The organism is Acinetobacter sp. YH12227, from assembly GCF_013417785.1.
Lineage (GTDB): Bacteria > Pseudomonadota > Gammaproteobacteria > Pseudomonadales > Moraxellaceae > Acinetobacter > Acinetobacter gandensis.
Map to the genome: position 1 here is coordinate 40,636 of NZ_VPDH01000010.1, position 21,839 is coordinate 62,474.

At 39.9% G+C, this 21,839-nt stretch carries 23 protein-coding genes and 1 pseudogene; 12 read left to right on the forward strand and 12 right to left on the reverse strand.

Annotated features, from left to right (window positions below; translation table 11 throughout):
- Window positions 1-47: 47 nt before the first annotated feature.
- Both betB and betI read right to left on the reverse strand, forming a co-directional pair.
- A complete protein-coding gene (betB, locus tag FTV09_RS03720) occupies window positions 48-1,520 on the reverse strand; it encodes a betaine-aldehyde dehydrogenase (RefSeq protein WP_180056798.1) in 1,473 nt (490 codons plus the stop codon).
- Window positions 1,513-2,139 (reverse strand): transcriptional regulator BetI, encoded by a 627-nt coding sequence (gene betI, locus FTV09_RS03725; RefSeq protein WP_078424925.1) that lies wholly within the window; start codon window positions 2,137-2,139, stop codon window positions 1,513-1,515. Before betI ends, betB begins: the two co-directional genes overlap by 8 nt.
- A gap of 545 nt (window positions 2,140-2,684) precedes the next feature.
- Between betI and FTV09_RS03730 the strand changes: the two genes are divergently transcribed.
- Together FTV09_RS03730 and FTV09_RS03735 are read left to right on the forward strand one after the other, a co-directional pair.
- Complete coding sequence (locus tag FTV09_RS03730) at window positions 2,685-4,745, forward strand: choline transporter (protein ID WP_067767122.1); 2,061 nt, start codon at window positions 2,685-2,687, stop codon at window positions 4,743-4,745.
- A gap of 12 nt (window positions 4,746-4,757) precedes the next feature.
- A complete protein-coding gene (locus FTV09_RS03735; protein WP_004981851.1) occupies window positions 4,758-5,372 on the forward strand; it encodes a MarC family protein in 615 nt (204 codons plus the stop codon).
- A gap of 54 nt (window positions 5,373-5,426) precedes the next feature.
- Here the strand turns inward: FTV09_RS03735 and FTV09_RS03740 are convergent, their stop codons facing one another.
- From FTV09_RS03740 to FTV09_RS03785, 10 genes are all read right to left on the reverse strand, one after another.
- On the reverse strand, window positions 5,427-5,729 hold the full coding sequence (locus FTV09_RS03740; RefSeq protein ID WP_067767119.1) for a cyd operon YbgE family protein: 303 nt from the start codon (window positions 5,727-5,729) through the stop codon (window positions 5,427-5,429).
- A gap of 3 nt (window positions 5,730-5,732) precedes the next feature.
- Window positions 5,733-5,834: a cytochrome bd-I oxidase subunit CydX gene (gene cydX / locus FTV09_RS03745; protein ID WP_002120988.1), complete on the reverse strand. Its 102-nt coding sequence runs from the start codon at window positions 5,832-5,834 to the stop codon at window positions 5,733-5,735.
- A gap of 24 nt (window positions 5,835-5,858) precedes the next feature.
- The gene (gene cydB / locus FTV09_RS03750; protein ID WP_067767117.1) at window positions 5,859-7,004 is read right to left on the reverse strand and encodes a cytochrome d ubiquinol oxidase subunit II; all 1,146 of its coding nucleotides are present in this window, start codon (window positions 7,002-7,004) and stop codon (window positions 5,859-5,861) included.
- Entirely contained in the window at window positions 7,001-8,587 is a 1,587-nt protein-coding gene (locus FTV09_RS03755) for a cytochrome ubiquinol oxidase subunit I (protein ID WP_180056799.1), read from the reverse strand. Before FTV09_RS03755 ends, cydB begins: the two co-directional genes overlap by 4 nt.
- Window positions 8,587-8,778, reverse strand: coding sequence for a cytochrome oxidase putative small subunit CydP (gene cydP, locus FTV09_RS03760; RefSeq protein WP_180056800.1), 192 nt, complete (start codon window positions 8,776-8,778; stop codon window positions 8,587-8,589). The genes FTV09_RS03755 and cydP overlap by 1 nt, the downstream gene beginning before the upstream one ends.
- A gap of 503 nt (window positions 8,779-9,281) precedes the next feature.
- A complete protein-coding gene (locus FTV09_RS03765; protein WP_180056801.1) occupies window positions 9,282-10,352 on the reverse strand; it encodes a porin in 1,071 nt (356 codons plus the stop codon).
- A gap of 284 nt (window positions 10,353-10,636) precedes the next feature.
- A complete protein-coding gene (locus FTV09_RS03770) occupies window positions 10,637-11,050 on the reverse strand; it encodes an HIT family protein (RefSeq protein WP_180056802.1) in 414 nt (137 codons plus the stop codon).
- A gap of 32 nt (window positions 11,051-11,082) precedes the next feature.
- Entirely contained in the window at window positions 11,083-11,352 is a 270-nt protein-coding gene (locus tag FTV09_RS03775) for a YARHG domain-containing protein (protein WP_180056803.1), read from the reverse strand.
- Between the two features lie 87 nt (window positions 11,353-11,439).
- Window positions 11,440-12,312 (reverse strand): NAD(P)-dependent oxidoreductase, encoded by an 873-nt coding sequence (locus FTV09_RS03780; protein WP_180056804.1) that lies wholly within the window; start codon window positions 12,310-12,312, stop codon window positions 11,440-11,442.
- Between the two features lie 9 nt (window positions 12,313-12,321).
- Complete coding sequence (locus FTV09_RS03785) at window positions 12,322-13,425, reverse strand: alpha/beta fold hydrolase (protein WP_180056818.1); 1,104 nt, start codon at window positions 13,423-13,425, stop codon at window positions 12,322-12,324.
- A 142-nt stretch (window positions 13,426-13,567) separates the two neighbouring features.
- Here FTV09_RS03785 and FTV09_RS03790 point away from each other — a divergent pair, with 142 nt between their 5' ends.
- The 10 genes and pseudogenes from FTV09_RS03790 to trpB all read left to right on the forward strand — a co-directional run.
- Entirely contained in the window at window positions 13,568-14,755 is a 1,188-nt protein-coding gene (locus FTV09_RS03790; RefSeq protein WP_180056805.1) for an O-succinylhomoserine sulfhydrylase, read from the forward strand.
- A gap of 32 nt (window positions 14,756-14,787) precedes the next feature.
- Window positions 14,788-15,117: a YbaB/EbfC family nucleoid-associated protein gene (locus FTV09_RS03795; RefSeq protein ID WP_067767089.1), complete on the forward strand. Its 330-nt coding sequence runs from the start codon at window positions 14,788-14,790 to the stop codon at window positions 15,115-15,117.
- A 12-nt stretch (window positions 15,118-15,129) separates the two neighbouring features.
- On the forward strand, window positions 15,130-15,726 hold the full coding sequence (gene recR / locus FTV09_RS03800) for a recombination mediator RecR (protein WP_067767086.1): 597 nt from the start codon (window positions 15,130-15,132) through the stop codon (window positions 15,724-15,726).
- 199 nt (window positions 15,727-15,925) lie between these two features.
- Window positions 15,926-17,068, forward strand: a complete 1,143-nt coding sequence (locus FTV09_RS03805; RefSeq protein ID WP_180056806.1) for an HRDC domain-containing protein — start codon at window positions 15,926-15,928, stop codon at window positions 17,066-17,068.
- 123 nt (window positions 17,069-17,191) lie between these two features.
- The gene (locus FTV09_RS03810) at window positions 17,192-17,500 is read left to right on the forward strand and encodes a YcgL domain-containing protein (protein ID WP_067767594.1); all 309 of its coding nucleotides are present in this window, start codon (window positions 17,192-17,194) and stop codon (window positions 17,498-17,500) included.
- A gap of 21 nt (window positions 17,501-17,521) precedes the next feature.
- On the forward strand, window positions 17,522-17,905 hold the full coding sequence (locus FTV09_RS03815; protein ID WP_067767080.1) for a hypothetical protein: 384 nt from the start codon (window positions 17,522-17,524) through the stop codon (window positions 17,903-17,905).
- Window positions 17,906-17,926: 21 nt separating this feature from the next.
- A complete protein-coding gene (locus tag FTV09_RS03820; RefSeq protein WP_180056808.1) occupies window positions 17,927-18,778 on the forward strand; it encodes a MoxR family ATPase in 852 nt (283 codons plus the stop codon).
- A gap of 9 nt (window positions 18,779-18,787) precedes the next feature.
- On the forward strand, window positions 18,788-19,342 hold the full coding sequence (locus FTV09_RS03825; RefSeq protein ID WP_180056810.1) for a hypothetical protein: 555 nt from the start codon (window positions 18,788-18,790) through the stop codon (window positions 19,340-19,342).
- A 146-nt stretch (window positions 19,343-19,488) separates the two neighbouring features.
- Window positions 19,489-20,676: a VWA domain-containing protein gene (locus FTV09_RS03830; protein WP_180056812.1), complete on the forward strand. Its 1,188-nt coding sequence runs from the start codon at window positions 19,489-19,491 to the stop codon at window positions 20,674-20,676.
- A 141-nt stretch (window positions 20,677-20,817) separates the two neighbouring features.
- Window positions 20,818-21,714 (forward strand): annotated as a pseudogene (gene trpB / locus FTV09_RS03835) (tryptophan synthase subunit beta); the annotation flags it as partial.
- Window positions 21,715-21,839 lie beyond the last annotated feature (125 nt).

Here is a 21,839-nt window from a genome sequence, read left to right on the forward strand (position 1 = left end):
ATAATAAATAAAAGGAAGTAAGGATTTAGATGGCTAAAATTCAGACTTTAAAAAATACTTTGGTATGCGCCCAGTTCAACTTGAACTGATTTGATGCGGGTATAGTGTTCAAGTGTGGTGATACCATTTTCACGTCCAACGCCTGACTGTTTATAACCACCTACAGGCATTTCAGCAGGGGATTCGCCCCATGTATTGATCCAACAAATACCTGCCTCAAGCTGATGAATAATGCGATGTGCTTGGGAAATATCTTGTGTGACCACACCTGCGGCTAAACCATAACTGGTGTTGTTGGCACGTTGAATAGCTTCTTCAATACTGTCATAGCTTAAAATGCTCATGACTGGACCAAAGATTTCATCTTGCACAATGTGCATGTCGTCATGACAGTCGGTGAACACGGTCGGTAAAACATATGCGCCCTGAGCAAGTGCTGCTTCAGTGCCACGTTGTCCACCAATCAATAAAGTCGCACCTTGTTGTTTGCCCGACTCAATATAAGACAAGACTTTTTCCATGTGCGGAAAGCTGACTAAAGGTCCAAAGTTGGTTTCAGCCTGCATCGGGTCACCTATGCGGATACGTTTGACACGCTCAATTACTGCCTGTTCAAATGCTGCCTTGAGGGTTTGTGGTACAAATACACGGGTGCCATTAGTACACACTTGGCCTGAACTAAAGAAGTTCGCCATCACTGCAATGTCGGCTGCGCGTTCAAGGTCGGCATCGGCACAAATAATGAGAGGTGATTTGCCACCGAGCTCCATGGTGACTTCTTTGAGACTAGAAGCCGCAGCACTGGCCATGACCTTTTTACCCGTTGCCACACCACCTGTGAACGAAATTTTTTGAATGTCGGGGTGTTCAGTCAACCATTGACCCACTTCAGCACCAAAACCTTGTACCACGTTGAAAACACCAGCAGGTACGCCTGCTTCAGTGTAGATCTCTGCCAACTTTAAGGCGGTAAGAGGGGTCACTTCGCTAGGTTTAAAAATCATGGCATTCCCTGCGGCGAGGGCCGGAGCTGATTTCCAAAGTGCTATTTGGATTGGATAATTCCAAGCACCAATCCCTGCCACTACACCTAAAGGTTCACGGCGTGTGTAGAAAAAACTACTTTCACGTAGTGGTACTTGTTCACCTTGAATGGCCGTTGCAAGTCCTGCGTAGTACTCTAAAACATCTGCACCAGTGACAATGTCCACAGTAGAAGTTTCACTGAAGGCTTTCCCTGTATCGAGTGTTTCAAGGCGAGCTAACTCGTCATTACGTGCGCGTAAAATATCGACTGCACGATGTAAAATACGGGCACGCTCGACCGCAGTTTTGGCAGCCCATTCACGCTGCCCTTGTACAGCACTTTGCACAGCTGAATCGACATCAGCTTTAGAGGCTTGCTGAATAGTGGCAATGACTTGACCTGTGGCAGGATTGATACTGTCAAAGGTTTGACCACTGGTGGCATTGAAATATTGTCCGTGAATATAAAGCGAGTGAAGCTGTACATTATTCATTTTGTTGTTCCTGCCGTATCTGTTGAATTAAGCGAAGTTGCATATCGACATAGTCGTATGCAATAGAACGTGCCAAATCACGATCAAATGCTTGATGACCACTTAAACTTCCACGTAACCATAATCCATCAATCAGTGCTGCTAGCCCTTTAGCGGCTTGGCTTGCTTGGGCCTTTGGCATGAGCTGCAAGAAATGAAACTTCAAATTTGAATAAAGCCGTTGGTCATTAATTCGTTGCAGTCGACCTAAATCGGCTAGGTGCATACTGGCAGACCAAAAATCCAGCCAAACCCGCATAGCAGTGTTGTTGACCTGACTGATGTCAAAGTTGGCATCAATAATGGCTTTGAGCGAATGTTCTGGACTGGGCTGCGTCACCTTTGCTTTATAGCTCGCCGTAGTCTTGGCTAAGACATTCAGCATTTGGCGCATGCAACTGTGAATGAGGCCTTGTTTATCGCCAAAATAATGACTCACAATGCCCGTAGAAAGCTGTGCTTTTTTCGCAATTTGAGCAATAGTGGTGTTGGATAAGCCCACTTCATAAATGACTGCATAGGCAGCATTAATGATTTCTTCACGGCGCTCATGCTCAGGTTTTACTCTACGTTTATTCATGACAATCCAGAACAATTTGCCTTAAATTTAAAGGCGTTAGATTCAATAACTTACATGGAAAGCATCATAGCATTTTTTTATGATACTTTTTATTGATTGAACGTTCAATCAATAAAAAGTACACTTATGGTTACATTCAAAGCAAAATACTGCTAAATTGCTTTGGATATTCCACATAACTGTTTATTTATCAAAAGGATGTGTCATAAGGTTTAATCTCAGGACATCTTTCAGAAAAGTGAGCTGATGAGCTATAGGCTTACGGTTTTATACTTTTCTCGAGTTGAGAAAGCTCTTATAGTCATGTTGAAGGGAGACATGTGTAAGATTCCTATCAAAATATCGATGAACAAGGGTGGCTCACATTTTAAAACTGTGTAGCAAATGTACCGCATAAATGATTTAGACCTTCAGGTTTAAAGAAGATAGCGTTTTTATTCCTGATAAAAATACTGTCGTTTTCGTTAGTCGATTTTTAAGCTCTCGACCACGAGAAGTTTAAAAATTGGCTTTTGTCTTTTTTTATTTACTTTCTTGAGGATTGTATGGCGACAGATAATCCAAGAGCAGTTGATGATCAAACATTAGCGCCTAAAGACCGTTTAAATGGTGTGGTCTTTTATATTTCAGCTCTCATTATTTTAATTTTTTCTATTACCACCATTTTGTTTAATGACTTTGCTAACCGAACCTTGAATACGGTTTTGGCGTGGGTAAGTTCAACTTTTAGTTGGTATTACTTACTCGCAGCGACCTTGTATATGGTCTTTGTCATTTTTATTGCCTGTTCTCGCTACGGCAACATTAAATTAGGCCCCAAACATTCCAAGCCAGAATTTAGCCTTTTAAGCTGGTCTGCAATGTTGTTCTCAGCTGGGATAGGCATCGATTTGATGTTTTTCTCGGTAGCGGAGCCTTTATCCCACTATATGCATCCACCTGTGGGTGAGGGTCAGACCCTAGAAGCTGCACGTCAAGGCATGGTGTGGACCCTGTTTCACTATGGTCTAACGGGATGGTGTATGTATGCCTTGATTGGCATGGCATTAGGGTATTTTAGTTATCGCTATAACTTACCACTGACCATTCGCTCTGCTTTATATCCAATCTTTGGCAATAAGATTCATGGGCCGATCGGTCATAGTGTTGATACCGCTGCGGTCATTGGGACTATTTTTGGTATTGCGACAACCTGCGGGATTGGGGTAGTACAGCTGAACTATGGCTTACATGTGTTGTTCGATTTACCTGAAAACCTCTGGATGCAAACCGCATTAATTGTGGTTGCGGTGGCAATGACGATTATTTCAGTGACTTCAGGGGTGAATAAGGGACTGCGAGTTCTCTCTGAGATCAATATTTATGTTTCTGTCGGGTTGATGCTATTTATTTTGTTTTTAGGCAATACCGAGTTTTTACTGAATGCTTTTGTGCAAAATATTGGGGATTACATTAACCGTTTTCCAAGTATGACTTTGGAGAGTTTTGCCTTTCAACAACCGAAAGAATGGATGAACAGTTGGACATTATTCTTTTGGGCATGGTGGGTGGCTTGGTCACCATTTGTAGGTTTGTTTTTAGCACGTATTTCACGTGGTCGAACCATTCGTGAGTTTGTTAGTGGAACTCTCATTATTCCTCTGTTTTTCACACTTACGTGGTTATCAATTTTTGGAAATAGTGCACTACATAGTGTGATTTTTGATGGTAATTTAGCCCTTGCACAAAGTGTCATTGCCAACCCAGCACATGGTTTTTATGACTTGCTAGCACAGTATCCATGGTTTCCGTTTATTGCAGGTGTAGCCACAATTACTGGTTTACTATTTTATGTGACCTCAGCGGACTCTGGTGCACTGGTATTGGGTAATTTCACCACTCAATTTACCAATGTCGATCATGATGCACCGCGATGGTTGAGCGTGTTCTGGGCAATAGCGATTGGTTTATTGACCCTTGCAATGTTGATGGCTAACGGGATTACGGCACTACAAAATGCCACGATTATTATGGGGTTGCCGTTTAGTTTTGTGATGTTCTTGGTGATGGCAGGTTTGTATAAATCACTGCGGTTAGAAGACTATCGACAAGCCAGTAGCAGCTTAAATGCCGCACCCGTGGTGGGCAATGTCGACATCCTCAACTGGAAAAAGCGTTTGTCCCGAGTCATGCACCATCCAGGAACAACTGATACTCGGCGTATGCTCGATGACATCTGCCGACCTGCGGTAATGGCCGTTGCAGAAGAAATGCAAAAACGAGGTATCGACATCAGTGTTCAAGAAAGTGCGCTAGAAGAAGACCCAAATCTGTATCATTTAGATTTGATGATTCATTTGGAAGAAGAGCAAAACTTTGTCTATCAAATTTGGCCAGTGCGTTATATCGCGCCGACCTTTAGTGAGCGTGGCAAACTGGGTAAACGCTTCTATTACCGTCTTGAAACTTATTTGTATGAAGGTTCTCAAGGCAACGACTTAGTCGGGTACACCAAAGAGCAAGTGATTAATGATGTGCTGGATCGTTATGAACGTCACATGACCTTCTTACACATCAATCGAATCAGTCCGGGGAATCGTCCCTTATTTCCAGACCCTCAAGGATAATTAGGAGGAACCATGTTGACCTCATATTTACATGCTTTTGCTTTGTTTTTCTCATTGCTGAATCCGTTTTTAATGAGTATTTACATGATTGGCATGATTCGGAACTCCGAAGCTAAAGTGTTTAATAAGGCCTTGATTCAGGGCTGTCTCATTGCTTTTATAGTATTTATGCTGTTCGCATGGGGTGGGGAAGCGATTTTTAGTAAATATTTAAATGTACGCTTTGAAGCCTTTCAAATATTTGGTGGTCTGATCTTCTTGGTGATTGGTTATCGCTACGTGTTTCAGGGAGCAGATACCATTGGTGAAATGCGTGGTGCGCCTGAGCATTTGGCAGGAACTATTGCCATGCCTTTTATGATTGGTCCAGGAACCATCAGTGCTGCTGTGGTGACCGGTATGGCACTGCCAATCAGCGGCGCGGCCATGATTATTTTCCTGACTTTGGCGTTGACCTGTGGCTTGATGATTTTAATGAAATTTGCGCATGACCATTTGCGTTACAAGCATGCCAAATATATTGACCGTTATGTTGATATTGTGGGGCGACTGTCGGCCTTACTGATTGGGACTATTGCGGTAGATATGATTATTAATGGGATTATTGGTGTCATGGCTGAAATGTAGAATCCAAGAAAAACGAACCATAAAAAAGCCCTCAGTCAATGAGGGCTTTTTTATTTAACTGAAGAACCAAGTGTAATAACCCCAGATCATCAGTGGCCACGATAGAAACGGGCTAAACAGCCATTTCCAAAACCAATGGTGTGGTGTAAAGCCAACACCATGGACAAAACCACCAGAAATACCAATCATGATGAACATTAGTGCACGATGACTATATCCACCTTGATCGTCCAGCATTGCAGCTGGATGTACAAGTAACACGGCTGCCAAAGGAAAAGCCAATAGGCAGGAAATGACCATTGCAAACTTATTTGGTTTTTTTTCTACACGAGGTTTTTCGATTGCAGCTTCAGTCATTTGTTATTCCTCATCTAGATCTTGATGATGTTCAATATACAAGGCACTGAGTACGCCAGCAAAGCAGGCCATCAAAATACCGAGAATCCAAGCAAAATACCACATTGTTTTATCTCCTTAGACACAGCCTTAGTAGAGGCTGTGTGAATTCTCTTCAATATGTTTGTTAGTGACCACGCCCCACATTTTGTAATAACACCAAGTGGTGTAACACAAAATAAGTGGTACGAAAATACATGCAGCAACTGTCATTACAGTCAGCGTATTTTTACTTGATACCGCATCCCACATAGTCAAACTTACAGTTGGATTAAGGCTTGAAGGCATTAGGAAAGGGAATAGTGCAAAACCAGCAGTTAGAATCGCACCTGTTACTGCTAGGCTTGAACCAAGGAAACTAAAACCAGCTTTACCTTTACCAGCGGCAAGGATGACTATTAAAGCGCCCAAAATTGCCATGATTGGAGCAATCATAGTAATTGGATATGTGCTGTAGTTGTTCATCCAACCCGGATTAGCATTAGTAATGACTTCTTTGGCTAATGGGTTAGCAACGCCATTGGTATCAAAAGGTTGAACCAAAGTGTAACCTTGAATGTTGCCGAAGTATAACCAAGCCCCTGCTAACAAGAAGCAAACCAAGAAAACGATACCCATAATTTGAGTCGCTTTAGCAGAACGTGCACGTAAGTCGCCATCTGTACGTAGCATGAGCCATGCACCACCGTGCGCGCAAAGCATAGATAAACTTACAATACCGCATACCAAGGCAAATGGATTAAGTAGCGCGAAAAAGCTCCCTGTATAAGTTGAGCGTACAGTTTCATCTAGTGTAAAAGGAACACCGAGGAACATATTACCAAAAGCTACACCGAATACTAATGCAGGAACAGCGCCACCTACAGCTAGGCCCCAGTCCCAAGAGTTACGCCATTTGGTGTTCTCAAGTTTAGAACGGTAGTCAAAGCCAACTGGGCGTAAGAACAGGGCAAATAAAACCAGTAATAGTGCCCAATACATGCCTGAGAATGCTGTTGCATAAACCATAGGCCATGCAGCAAATAACGCACCACCTGCAGTAATGAACCAAACTTGGTTACCGTCCCAATGTGGGGCAATCGTATTGATTGCCGCACGACGTTCTTCGTCTTTTTTACCTACGAATGGCATGATTGCCATTGAACCCATATCGAAGCCATCTGTAAGGGCAAAGCCAATGAGTAGTACACCCACAAGCACCCACCAGATTATTTTGAGTAATTCATATTCGATCATGCTTGTGACTCCTCAGTTGCCTTTTTCGCAGCTTCAAGTTTTTCAAAATGGTATTTACCAGTGTGAAGTGAGCTTGGGCCAAGACGTGAGAATTTGATCATTAAATACATTTCAATGATAAGAAGTACAGTATAGAACGCGGCCAATGCAAGGATTGAACCCCATACATCACCAGTGCTTAAGCTAGAAGCTGAAAGGTGAGTTGGTAGGACTTCACCAATAGTCCATGGTTGACGGCCAACTTCAGCAACATACCAACCTGTTTGAGCAGCAATCCAAGGTAGTGGAAGTGCAAACAAGGCAAATTTCAATAACCATGGTTTGTTTTCAGCATTGCGTTTACCTACAGCAAATGTTGCAAGTACGAATAACAGTAGCATCAAGAAGCCAGAAGCAACCATTGCACGGAATGCCCAGAACAAACTTGGAACGTGCGGAATAGTGTCTTTCGCAGCGGCTTTAATTTGCGCGTCAGATGCATCAACTACGTTGTCAGTGTATTTCTTAAGCAATAAGCCGTAGCCCAAATCTTTTTGTGATTCAGCAAATGCAGCTTTTAATTCAGGAGAGGTATCACCTGCACGAAGTTTTTCTAGCTGAGAGTATGCAACCATACCGTTACGAATACGTTCTTCATGTTGAACGATCAGGTCTTTAATACCTGTCACTTCTTTGGTTGTTGAACGTGTTGCAATGATACCCATCACATAAGGAATTTTGATGGCATAATCTGTAGACATAGTTTCTTTGTTTGGAATACCAAATAAAGTAAACGGTGCTGGTGCAGGGTGAGTATCCCATTCTGCTTCAATTGCAGCGAGTTTTGTTTTTTGAACGTCGCCAATTTCGTAACCAGATTCGTCACCCAGTAAAATTACTGAAAGTGTAGACGCTAAACCAAAGATTGCAGCGATGGCGAAAGAGCGACGCGCAAATGGTAAATCACGTTTTTTCAGTAAGTAGTAACTTGAAATGGCTAGAACGAAAATTGCGCCAGTTACGTAGCCAGCAGAAACAGTATGGACAAATTTAACCTGAGCAACAGGGTTGAAAATGAGTGCACCAAAGTCCACCATTTCCATACGCATGGTTTCATAGTTAAATGCAGAACCAACAGGGTTTTGCATCCAGCCATTTGCAACCAAAATCCATAAGGCTGACATATTCGAACCGAGTGCGACCAGCCAAGTCACAGCCAAATGCTGAACTTTAGATAAACGATCCCAGCCGAAGAAGAATAAACCAATAAAAGTTGATTCAAGGAAGAATGCCATTAAACCTTCAATGGCCAATGGAGCACCGAATATATCACCGACATAGTGTGAGTAATATGCCCAGTTAGTACCGAACTGAAATTCCATGGTCAAACCGGTAGTAACACCTAATGCGAAGTTAATACCGAAGAGTTTTCCCCAGAATTTAGTCATGTCTTTATAAATTTCTTTACCTGAAATCACATACGTGGTTTCCATAATGGCAAGAATAAAAGCCAGACCTAAAGTCAGTGGAACAAAAATAAAGTGATACATCGCGGTCATTGCAAATTGGAACCGCGAAAGATCGACCACGCTTTCAGAAATCATCAACGTGTCTCCTTGATTTGAGAAGGACTGCCAGCAATATGCTCGGCAACTTGATTGTCAAAATTTTTGGGAATAGTTGGGGCGTCGAACCAGATGTTCTTAATGATCATTAAAAGAATGACTTTAATTATTAGAATTGCAGTTATTTCTTTGACCACACGACGATTTAAATCTTTGAAGGTTAAGCTCATTGAGACAAGCCTATTTCTTGAAGTTGTTTTATATTATTAACAAAATGACACAAAAAGGAAATAGCTAGAACAGTTAAAATAAAAATATATTATTAACTTAAATTAAAACAATGGCTTATGATTTTAAATAGTTAAAAAATAAACTAATTTTATGTGAAAAATATCCAAGTAAAATACTTGTGTATAAATGATATATTCTGACTGTTTTAGTCATATTTTATTGGAAAATTAATCCTGACTAAATTACTTATATTTACTTAAAATGAACATCTAATTAATATAAAAATACAATGAAATTAATACCAACTAATTTAGTCATGATTAATGTGTCTTAATATTTTATAGCTGGGGTTTGGCTAAATATTATTCTAAGTTGCTGAAAAATATAAAGTAATATGCATCACACTTTTTTGTATAAATTTGAAATAATTTACATTTAATAAATTTTCTCAATAAAAAAAAGACATAGCGAGGTATGTCTTTTTTAAGCCATCAAGAAGAAATTAGAAGTTGTATTCCATACCTAGACCCAATACGGTTTTTGTATCATCTTCTTCAGGTCCATTTTTCCAATCGCGCTCTTGTTGTGCAAGAACACCGTACAGACGTGCTTGTTTGTTGAAGCTGTAATCTACGCCAATGCCGTATTGATCGATTGTACGATCTTTTATGTTGTCCGCTGTTGTTTCAGCAGATTGATATTGACCTTTTACAGCCCAAGGGGTGTTTGGAATGCTATAGGTCGCAGAAACTAACCAAGCTTGTTCTTCTAAACCTTTATAGTCTATTACATCATCAGTTGGTTCAGCTTGTTGGTAAAGAGCACCGACCACTAACCCATCAACACCTGCTTTACCTAAGTCGTACGATCCAGTCACACGTACTGCATTTGAAAAATATTTTTTTCCATCAAGACCATTGTATTTTCCTTGAGCACCGAAGTTTCCAGCCAGCGCCGCAGCTAAACCTAGATGTTTATTTTCATAAGTTAAAGATGTTGAGATTGCATCACCAAAGCCATTGCGCTTGCTATCATTGCCTGTAGTGCCTTCAGTCGCTTCAGTAGAGCTTTCACCTTGTTCAGCCATAATGTTGAATTGAAGGCCTGCAAGTAATTTCTTGTCTGTTTCAAAACCAATGCTGTTATTTAAACGATCTTCACCATACATTGTGCTTGTGATGTCGAGGTGGTTGTGATCATTAAAGATATCTTGATATTTGCCTGCTGCTGTTTTGAAGTATGAGTCATAACGACCAGCTTTTAATGTACCAATATCTGCAAATTTAAGACCTAAAAAGCGGTTACGCATACCCCAGTCTTTATCATCGTTGCCATCAGTGGATACTTCCCACTCAGCTAAATATACTGCTGAAATTTTATCTGTTAATTTTTCTTCGCCTTTCACCCCAAGACGTGAAGCATTTGAGTTTATTTCTGTAACGTTGTTGCCTTTGAAATCAGAGTTGTCAACTTGGTCAATGGTAACGTTTAACTTACCATATAAAGTTGGCGCTGCTTGCACTGCGCTAATACTTAAGGTTGTAACTGCTGCAGCGAGAAGCAATTTTTTCATTGAGATTTCTCCAAAACTATTTTAAATGGCATGTGCCTAGCTGACTCTTTTTTTATAGTTTGCTTATGTACAAATCTTTACAGAAGCTCACTAACTTGCTAAGCAGTATCTGCAATCTTTGTGACAGTGAGGTGAAGAATAAGTGACAGTTTTATGACGTGAAATGTATGAGGGTAAATTTAAAAAATATTAAAATTTAATATGTTATTTTTATTTTTGATCTATGGGAACACAAAAAATGGAGCCGAAGCTCCATTTATGACACTTTAAAATTCGTGTGAATTTTAAAGTGCAGCTTTAATTTTTTCACCAATTGCTTTGATTTTTTCCATATCGCCCAGTTGAGCGGCATGTTTGCCTAACTCATGGACTGACGTTGGAATAAGGTGGAAATGAACATGCGGAACGGTTTGGCCCGCCGCTGCACCAGAGAGCTGCATTAAGACAATACCTTTTACATCCAAAGCTTTTTCCATTGCTTTCGCAACTTTTTGTACAATTTGGATGGTATATGCAGCAGCCTCTGGATCTAGGTCGAGGAGAGTAACAGCAGGAGTTTTCGGAATGACTAGAGTATGACCTTCAGCCTGAGGCATTACATCCATAAAAGCGAGTACTTGCTCGTCTTCATAAACTTTAAATGCGGGAAGTTCACCACGTAAAATACGTGCAAAAATATTTTGATCATCATAAGTCATTGCTAAATTCCTTGAGCTAAACTGAATCGTAATTATTTACAGTTCAATTCTTTCTGACGTTCTTTGATGGCGTCAAGTCGTTGTTGCTCTTTTTCTGAAAATTTAGGCTTAGTTGTGTAGCAATTGTCATTGCCGAACTTCGCTTTCGCATCAGGATCTTTAAAGCAGAAACCTTTTGAAGCATAAATCACATCATGGTCATTTTTTAACTTCTGGCATTCTTGCTCTGAAGCAAGTACAGCAGTTGAAGCCCCGATTAGCGTTACAGCACCTAGCAAAGTTGCGAGGGTAAATTTGTTCATGAGAGTTTCCTCAGTCATTTGTAACAATGTGTGTTTGACACTAGAGTACAATATTATGGTTATTTATCTTTATTCAATGGCGAGATATTACTCAATTGTAATTTTACTCCATTTTTCATACATAGTTACGGCAGTGGAAAAGTCACTATTTTCTTCAGATAAATCACTGGCTGCCTGTATTAGATTCTGTGTTAATGATAACACGGGTGCGGACAGTTTTGCTTGGCGAACAAGATCAACTGCAATGCCAGTATCTTTTGCAAGTAACGGAAGTGCAAAGGTTAATGGAAATTGACGATTTAATATACGCTGCGGTAAAACGGTTTCAGTGACCATACTTTTGCCACTTGATGCATTAATACAGTCTAAGGCTTCATTGAGATTAACGCCATGTGCTTTGAGTGTAGTAAAGCCTTCTGCGACGGCACAAAGATTTACAGCCATTAACATGTTGTTTACAGCTTTTACAGCGAATCCTGCACCAGATGCCCCTACATGTTTAATCAATTTTCCAAAGCACTGCATTGCTGGAAGTGCACGTTCAAAAGCTTTTATATCACCACCGACCATTACAGTAAGTGTGCCATTTTCTGCACCAATGGTTTGACCACTGACAGGTGCATCTAAAAAATCTACTCCTTGTGATTTAACAATTTGAGCAAGCTTTTGTGCTGATTCAGGCACACCGCTGGTACAATCTACCCAAATAGAACCAGCTTTGAGTTGAACACTTGCAATTAGATTATCGACATCTTGGCTGATCGGTAAGCATGAAAAAATCACGTCGGCTTGAACGGCTTGCTCTAGTGAGACTGCTTGTGTGCCAAACTCAGATGCATGCTGTTCTGCTTTAGCAAAATTACGATTCCATACGTAGACAGTATCAAATTGCTTTGGCAAGTGCGCTGCCATTCGATAACCCATTACACCTAAGCCGATAAATGCTACTGACTGAATCATAATTACCCTCTAAATATTGTCTTTCACTAAACTTGATCGTTGTTCTAACCATGTGGTCATTTCAGGCCAGAAAATATTCGCGCTTTTAGAACTCGACATTAAACCAAGATGACCACCGGGAATCAGAGTAAACGTGACATCATGACTATTTGTCAATTCGCTTAAAGGCTTTGCTGCATCTGCAGTCACAATCTGATCGGTTTTACCGGCACCAATAAGTAAAGAGCAATTGATATTTTTAAGTTCAATTTTTTGTTCTTTTAACTGAATCACGCCAGTCTTTAGTGGATTTTGCAGCCAGACATTAAACACCATGTCCTGATTAATACCGCCAGGATAGTCGATCATGTGGTTGAGAAAGTTGCCCATGGTTGCGTGTTCATATAAATCATGCACATTGTCTAAATTAGATAAAAATTGTTTTTGGCTCTTAAACCATCCGACAGGGTCCACAATTTTAAAGCCGAGCGCATTGACTAGGCCTGGTGTATGCAGAAAATGCTTCGGAATTTTACCTGTATAAAAGGTGTCTTGAAGTCGTTTATTACGCGAGATGATTTGATTGGTTTTTTTAAATAAAGTACCAATTTTACCCGAAGCATAACTGTCTATTGGTGCACCCATTACCATCAGGTTTTTGACATGTTCAGGTTGGTGAAGTGCTGTATAAAGTGTGACAAAAACGCCTGCCATGCTCCAACCATGTAAAGAAATATAACGGCTATCGGCATGTTCACAGATTTGATCAATGCAGTATGGAATGACGTCGTCAATAAAAGACATAAAGTTTAAGAATCGATCCTGATAGCTGAGTTTGCCCCATTCCAAAAGGTAAACATCAAATCCACTATGCTGAAAATGTTTAACAAGAGAACGATAAGGATACAGGTCATAAATTGACATATTTATGGCAAGAGGTGCGACAAAAACCAAAGGTTCTTTAAACTTACGTTCTGGTGAAGCGTAATATCGAACTTTGGCATGTTTATATTCGGTAATGACTTCAAAAGGCGTGGATTGTGAAAGTATGAGCGATTTAGCATTAAATACCCGAGTAGACAGGTGCTTAAATTTTTTCTGCTGCGTCATAAATTTTTGTTTGAATGGGTGCATAACTGTCAATTGCCTGAGTCCTTGTAGGATTGATCGAAGTCTAAGCGATATTTGCGTATTATTCCTTGACCTTAAATAGCTTAGACGCTCAAAATATTGGCAATTCTTCACAAAAGGCAGTCCCAGAGACTGAGTAATGCAGATGAGCCAACAAGACGACATCGAATATCAATTAGAAACGCTTGCGATTCGTACAGGTCATACTCGTACTTTTGAGGGTGAGCATAGTGAGCCAATTTTCCTGACTTCATCTTTTGTTTGTGAAAGCGCCGCAGACGCAGCCGCAAAATTTTCAGGTCAAATTGAAGGCAATACTTATTCACGCTATACCAACCCGACTGTTCAAGCGTTTGAAAAACGTTTAGCTGTTTTAGATGGTGCTGAGGCAGCCGTTGCCACAAGTTCGGGTATGGCAGGTGTACATGCGATTACTTTGGCCTATTTAAAGTCTGGTGACCATGTTGTTTGTTCACGTGCAGTCTTTGGTTCAATCATTTCTCTATTTGAAAAATATGTCATCAAATTTGGTGTAGACGTTACATTTGTAGATTTAGAAGATTTAGATGCTTGGAAACAAGCAATCAAACCGAATACGCGCCTTTTATTTATTGAAACACCATCAAATCCATTAGCGCAAGTAGGCGACCTACAAGCGATTGCTGATATTGCACATGCACATGGTGCTTTATTTGCAGTAGATAACACGTTCTGTACACCTGTATTACAACAGCCAATTAAATTTGGTGCAGATCTCGTGATTTACTCATCAACCAAATATATTGATGGTCAAGGTCGTGCTTTAGGTGGCGCGGTTGTGGGTAGTGCAAAATTAATGGAAGAAATTACTGGTGTAATTCGTACACTTGGTAATTCTATGAGTCCATTTAATGCATGGATCTTTTTAAAAGGCTTAGAAACACTCAGTCTACGTATGAAAGCACATTGCGAAAGTGCACAAGTTTTGGCTGAATGGTTGGATGCACATCCAAAAGTTGAAAAAGTTTATTATGCAGGTCTTCCAAATCATGAAGGTCATGCTTTGGCGAAAAAGCAACAAAAAGGTTTCGGCGGTGTCGTATCATTTGTTGTAAAAGGTGAGCGTGAAGGTGCTTGGACTGTAATTGATAATACTAAATTCCTTTCAATTACAAGTAACTTGGGCGATGTGAAATCAACCATTACACACCCAGCAACGACATCACATGGTCGTATGTCAGCAGAAGCGAAGAAAGTTGCAGGTATTAGCGAAGGTTTAATTCGCGTATCTGTTGGTTTAGAAGATATTAATGATATTATTCGCGATATTTCACGCGGTTTAGATCTTATCTAAACTCAATTAGTCAGTTTTGTTCGGAGATTTTTATGAACATTAATATGCTCATGCAGCAAGCTCAGCGCATGCAAAAAGAAGCTGAAAGCAACATTAAAAAAGCCAAGGAACAGCTTGCACAAGTCGAAGTTCATGCTGAAGCAGGTGGTGGCCTGGTGAAAGTAACGATGACTGCACGCCATGTTGTTAAACGTATCGAAATCAACCCTGAATTACTTCAAGATGATGCTGATATGATTGAAGACTTAATTGCAGCAGCAATGAATGATGCTTCTCGTCAAGCTGAAGCGGTGGCAGAAGAAAAAATGAAATCTGCAAATTCAGGTATGGGTCTACCACCAGGTCTAGCTGGTCTATTCTAAGGAAATATCCCAATGTTTAGTGATCGTTTTGATCAACTTGTACAGGCATTGCGGATTTTGCCAAGCGTTGGGCCGAAATCGGCTCAGCGTATGGCACTCCACTTAATCATGAAAAATAGAGAAGGGGCAATTGGTCTAGCGCATGCATTGACTGAAGCTACGAACTATATTCATGAGTGTTCAATCTGTCATTCGTTGACTGAAGATGAAGTATGTAATATTTGTTTATCTACAGAGCGAGATGAGCAATTATTATGTGTAGTTGAGTCACCAGCAGATGTCATGGCGATTGAACAAAGTGGAAGCTTTAGAGGGAAATATCATGTCCTTGGCGGGCATCTATCACCACTCGATGGTATTGGGCCAGATGAAATTGGTATTCCACACTTGGTACATCGTTTAAGTGATGGAAAGGTTCAGGAAGTTATTTTGGCGACAAATGCCACGGTTGAAGGTCAGGCAACAGCACATTATCTTGTTGAAGCAACCAAGCATTTACCAGTGCAAATGACACGTATTGCGCAAGGTGTACCACAAGGCGGTGAGTTAGAATATGTTGATAGCCATACACTCAGTCAGGCTGTACACAACCGCATGAGAATGAAATAAAGGTAGAGCGAAATTCGTTTCGCTTTTCTTAAATTATTAAATTAGTTATAGTTTATAACGATAACAGAAAAACGAATTATTTTATAAAAAACCGATATAACGGAAATAAATACTCAAAATTTAATCAACCCTTATAGAAAAATATTATATATCGGTTAAGATAAGCTCAAAGAGCATCTAATATTAGACTCAGCAATTTATGTATCAATTTATTCAAAAGCAAACGGACTTAGATACAGTTCTAAATCTGATGAACCAGAACTCAATTTATGGACTCGATACCGAGTTTATTAAAGTTGATACCTTGTGGCCAAAACTGGGACTTTTTCAAATCAATGTGCAAAATCAGGTGTATTTACTTGATGGTACAACCCTTGATTTGACTCAGTTTTGGGACAAATTGTTTAACGCACAGCAAAATATTTTTCACGCATGCAGTGAAGATATTGATTTGATCTATCATTATGCACAGAACAAGTCTTTGCAAAATGTATTTGATACTCAAGTTGGAATGTCATTCCTAGGACATGGTTTGCAAGTGAGTTATCAAAATGCGCTTAAAACCATGCTCAATGTTGATATTGATAAAGATCAAACACGCTCTGATTGGTTAGCTCGACCACTAACACCTGAACAAATGATGTATGCAGCGAATGATGTGCATTATTTAATGAATTTGAGTCAAAATATCCAAAAAGATTTGGCTGAAAAAAGTTTATTAACTTGTGTGCTTGAAGACTGTAAAAATTTAACGCGTGAAATTGGTACAGAAACACCAATCCATCAGCTTTATCATGATATTGGTAATTATCGCCATTCGCGTCGTCAGCTTATGCAAATTCAGCATTTAGCGGTATGGCGTGAGCAAATGGTGAAGGCGTTAAATCAGCCGCGTAGTTTTATTTTAAAAAATTCAACTATTATTGATATGGTTGAAAAAAATCCACGTAATAATTTTCAGTTGAGTTCAATTAAAGACATTCGTGCCAATATCGTGCGCGAACATGGCAAGACTATTTTGGATTTATTGAAGTTCTTACCTGAGCAAGCAGAATGGCCACTACGTATGGCGCGTCCTATTCGTCACTCTTCGCAGGATATTGGTGCGCGTGTAGATGAAGTGATTCAGCAGGCTGTGCATGAAACCACTGTTCCGAAAGAAGTGCTGATGCGTAAAAAATGGCTAAATGCTTTGTATCAACACGTGGTCTTTCACAATGATGAACAAGATTTGCCAAACTATTTATTGGGCTGGCGTTATGATTTGTTAACTAAGCCTTTAATAGAGGTGTTACATGCAGATGAAACGTATCTATCACGTCAAATGAAGGTGATGGAATAGGGTAGATTGATTAAAGAACTATCACTTATACAAATTCACGACTGATGCGTTAATAAACACTAATGTATCAGTCTTTTTTTTGATGTATCCTTTGCCTTGCGATTTATGAGTATTGATTCAATTATGTTCTGTTCTATCTACAAATCGAGCAAAAAAGATGAAATGTATCTTTACGTTGCTCGCCCTGAAGTGAAAGAAAACGAAGCTGAAGCTGCCGATCCGTTAGATGTATTGTCTGAAGCGTTACGTAAAGCTTTTGGCCGTGCGACATTTGTTATGGATTTAGAGTTGACAGAGTCTCGTAAACTTGCACGTGTTAATGTGTTGCATGTTATGGACTCAATTGAAACCAAAGGCTTCTTTATTCAAGTGCCGCCTGAAGGTTTAATCGATCCAAACGCAGTAGCTCCAGAAGGCTTGCGTGGTGCATAACAATAATTCAGGAGTTGTGAAATGAATGGTGTAGTAACTGTATTGGACTCAATTCCTGAAAGCAGCATTGCAATCACGGTATACCTTGGGGGAGCGTTGATTGCATTGTTGTGTTGGTATGGGCTCATGAAGCGCGTACCTAAGCCATTTGGTGCAATAGGTTGGTTATTGGTATTTGCTATTTTATTAACACCAACTGTTTCTGCTGGAACCAATGCTTCAATTGCACCGGCTATTTTTGGTTTGATTTTTGGTGTGTTGACGAAAGATCAGCCATTAGTTTGGTCAAATTTATCTCTGATTATGTTTGTGGTTGGTATTGGCTTGGTGATTGGTTATTTCTGGTCACGATATGCTGCTACAAAGCCTACACAGGTTGTAAAAAAGAAAACTTCACCGCTTTAAATAAAAAAATAAGGTTATGTCATGTCTGTTGAAACGCAACAATTTACTGGTACAGCGCAATACATCGCTACAGATAGCTTAAAACTGGCTGTAAAAGCTGCTCGTTCACTTCAAAAGCCGCTCCTTGTTAAAGGTGAGCCTGGCACGGGTAAGACCCTGTTGGCTGAACAAGTAGCTGAAAGCTTGGGCCTTAAACTGATTACATGGCATATCAAATCAACCACGAAAGCACAGCAAGGTCTGTATGAGTATGATGCTGTTTCACGTTTACGTGATAGCCAACTTGGTGACGACCGTGTTTATGATATTAAAAACTATATTAAGCCGGGTAAGCTTTGGGAAGCGTTTACTAGCGAAGAACGCTGTGTCTTATTGATTGATGAAATTGATAAAGCAGACATTGAGTTTCCTAACGACTTATTGCATGAGCTCGACAAAATGTCGTTCTATGTCTATGAAACTGGCGAAACAATCACAGCGGCACAGCGTCCAATTGTGATTATTACTTCGAATAATGAAAAAGAATTACCAGATGCTTTTTTACGTCGTTGTTTCTTTCATTATATTGAATTCCCTGATGAAGCGACCATGCGTGAAATCATCGATGTACATTTTGATAATATTTCAAACACATTGGTATCTGAAGCATTACAAGTGTTCTTTAAGTTACGCCAAATTCCAGGCCTGAAAAAACCACCTTCAACGTCTGAGTTGATTGATTGGTTAAGTTTATTGATGGCAGATGATATGCCAGAAGATATTTTACGTAACACTGATAAATCAAAATCAATTCCACCGTTGTATGGTGCGTTGATTAAAAACGAGCAAGATGTGCAATTGCTTGAACGTTTAGCATTTATGTCACGTCGCTAAGTTGCATATTTGAAATTTAAAGCCGGTTTGTCCGGCTTTTCTTTTGTATGTATTAAGGCTACAGGTCTGTATTTTATGTTTAAGTTTTCAAAGATGAAATTTCATGTGCTGTTTACAATGGCGCTGATAATAAATTTAAGCTGCATTTCTGTACAAATTTCAGCGATGGATGCAGATACATTTAAACAAACACATGATCAATTGATAAAAGATGGCTATTGGGCACAAGTGGCCGAAAAACAATTAGAAGAAAAGCTAATGGGGCAAGCTGAGAATGAAATAGTTCAACAGGCGATCCAATCTAAGCAATGTATCTCGAAGTATTATGAGCAGCAATTTTATGATTTTATACTAACGAATTTTAAAGAATATCAGCAATACCGTCGAGAAATGGGTTTTACGCGGGAAGTGGATATGCAAAAGCTGAAACAGGAGCATGCCGACATCAACCATAAATTCGTTGCGCTTCAGCAAACTTTAATCGGTACAGCTTTTCCTTGTCATTTACCTTTAGAAACTCAAAATCTCAATAATGTCAGCTCGAATGATATGAATAGGCAGTGAAAGCTTTTCGCTTTACTTGCTAAGTGCAATTTTTCATAATGTGTGCAGTATAGAGGCTAGCTCAGTTGCATAACGCATAAAAATATCTCATGCAATTAACTGGTTTGGCCTTCCGAAAAATTAATTTTATTGGATTTTACTCGCCTATGTTTGTGCGACTGTTTTATACCCTCAGAAAATATGGCGTGCCAGTATCGACACGAGAACTCATTGATCTTAATGAAGCGGTTGCAGCAGGGCTTGTTTTTGCGAATCAAGACGAATTTTATCAGCTTGCAAAAACCGTCATGGTAAAAGATGAGCGCTTCTTTGATAAGTTTGACCGAGCGATGAAAGATTATTTTGATGGCATTGCAACGTTTGATTTAGATGAATTGCTGAATCAGGTTCATAAGCTGCCAAAAGACTGGTTTGATCTAGAGCTTATTGAAAAGCATTTAACTCCTGAACAACGCGAAGAATTAAAGAAAGCGGGTTCGTTAGAAGAACTCATGAAAATGCTTGAAGAACGTTTGCGTGAGCAACATAAAAAACATCAGGGTGGAAACAAGATGATAGGCACGGGAGGGACATCGCCCTTTGGTGCTTATGGTGATCATCCTGAAGGTGTGCGCATTGGTGGGCCTGGGCGTAAGCGTTCTGCCGTTAAGGTTTGGGAACAACGCCAATATCGCAATTTGGATGACGATCAAATTTTGGGTAGTCGACAAATGCAAATGGCATTACGTCGATTGCGTAAATTTGCGCGTCAAGGTGCAGCAGAAGAATTGGATATTGACGGCACTATTCGTGAAACAGCCAAACAAGGTATTTTGGATGTTCAATTGGTGCCAGAACGTCGTAACCGCATCAAAGTTTTGATGTTGTTTGATGTTGGTGGATCTATGGATGCACATATTGCACAGTGTGAGAAGCTATTTAGTGCAGCCAAAACTGAATTTAAAACTTTAGAATATTTTTACTTTCATAACTGTCTATATGATTATGTATGGAAAGATAATATCCGTCGTTCAAGTTCACGTATGAATACGTGGGATTTGTTTAATACCTATGGACGGGATTATCGGGTGATTGTGGTAGGTGACGCCAGTATGGCACCGTATGAGTTAAATTCTGCGGGCGGTTCAGTTGAATATATGAATGACGAAGCAGGACAAGTTTGGTTACAGCGTTTACGTAATCACTTTGATAAAACAGCTTGGTTAAATCCTGAAGAAGATAACTATTGGCACTATACCCAAACGATTGGTGCGATTAAGCAAATATTTGAAGATCATATGTATCCGATGACCCTTAAGGGTGTAGAAGATATGACAAAATATTTAGCGCGTTAAATCATTTTAATGCGGTAGGCTGTGGAAATAATAGACTGCTTTTAGTGAGAAGATGCGTTTTGACTTGTTGTATAAAGTCAAAATTCGTTAGTATCGGAGCAGTCTTTTTTATACCTAATTTCTTAGAGCGAAGGAAATACGATGGATCATCAAATTAATGGCATTGCTTTACCCAACGAAGAAGGTTTCTTTGGTGAATACGGTGGTCAATTTATTCCACCTGATTTAAAGCAGGCAATGGACGACATTAATGTTGCTTATGAACAGATCCGTCATACAGAAGAATTCCAAAATGAATTAAAAGAATTATTTGCACACTATGTTGGCCGTCCAAGTCCATTGTTCTATGCAAAGCGTCTATCAGATAAATTAGGTGGCGCACAGATTTATCTTAAACGTGAAGATTTAAATCATACGGGTGCACATAAAATTAATCACTGTTTAGGTGAAGCACTTTTAGCAAAATACATGGGTAAAACCAAAGTCATTGCTGAAACAGGCGCAGGGCAGCACGGTGTTGCATTGGCTACAGCATGTGCACTTGTAGGTATTCCCTGTGAAATTCACATGGGACAGGTTGATATTGAAAAAGAACACCCTAATGTGGTGAAAATGAAGATTTTAGGTGCAAACCTGATTTCGGTTACACGTGGTACCGCAACATTAAAAGATGCTGTGGATAGTGCGTTTGAAGAATATTTAAAAGATCCGAAAAATTTCATTTATGCGATTGGTTCTGTGGTTGGCCCACATCCGTTTCCTAAAATGGTGCGTGACTTTCAAGCAATTATTGGTGAAGAAATTAAAGTTCAGTCGAATGACCGCTTTGGCTCTAATCCAGATTATGTCGTTGCATGTGTTGGTGGAGGTTCAAATGCAGTCGGTGCATTCAGCGCATTTTTAAATGAAGCAGATGTGAAATTGGTAGGTGTAGAGCCTGCGGGTCATGGTTTGGATACAGATATGCATTCTGCAACCTTAACTTTAGGTAAGCCAAGTCAAATTCATGGTATGGCGTGTTATGTACTAGAAGATGAGAGGTGGTCCCACTTGTTTGAACAACTAAAAGCGTATTTATAAGTGATATTCCGCTCTAGTTAAGCCACCTTGTTTTGTTGGGGTAGCTGATCATAGTAAAACTCATTTGGTGTCATTTTGTCTAG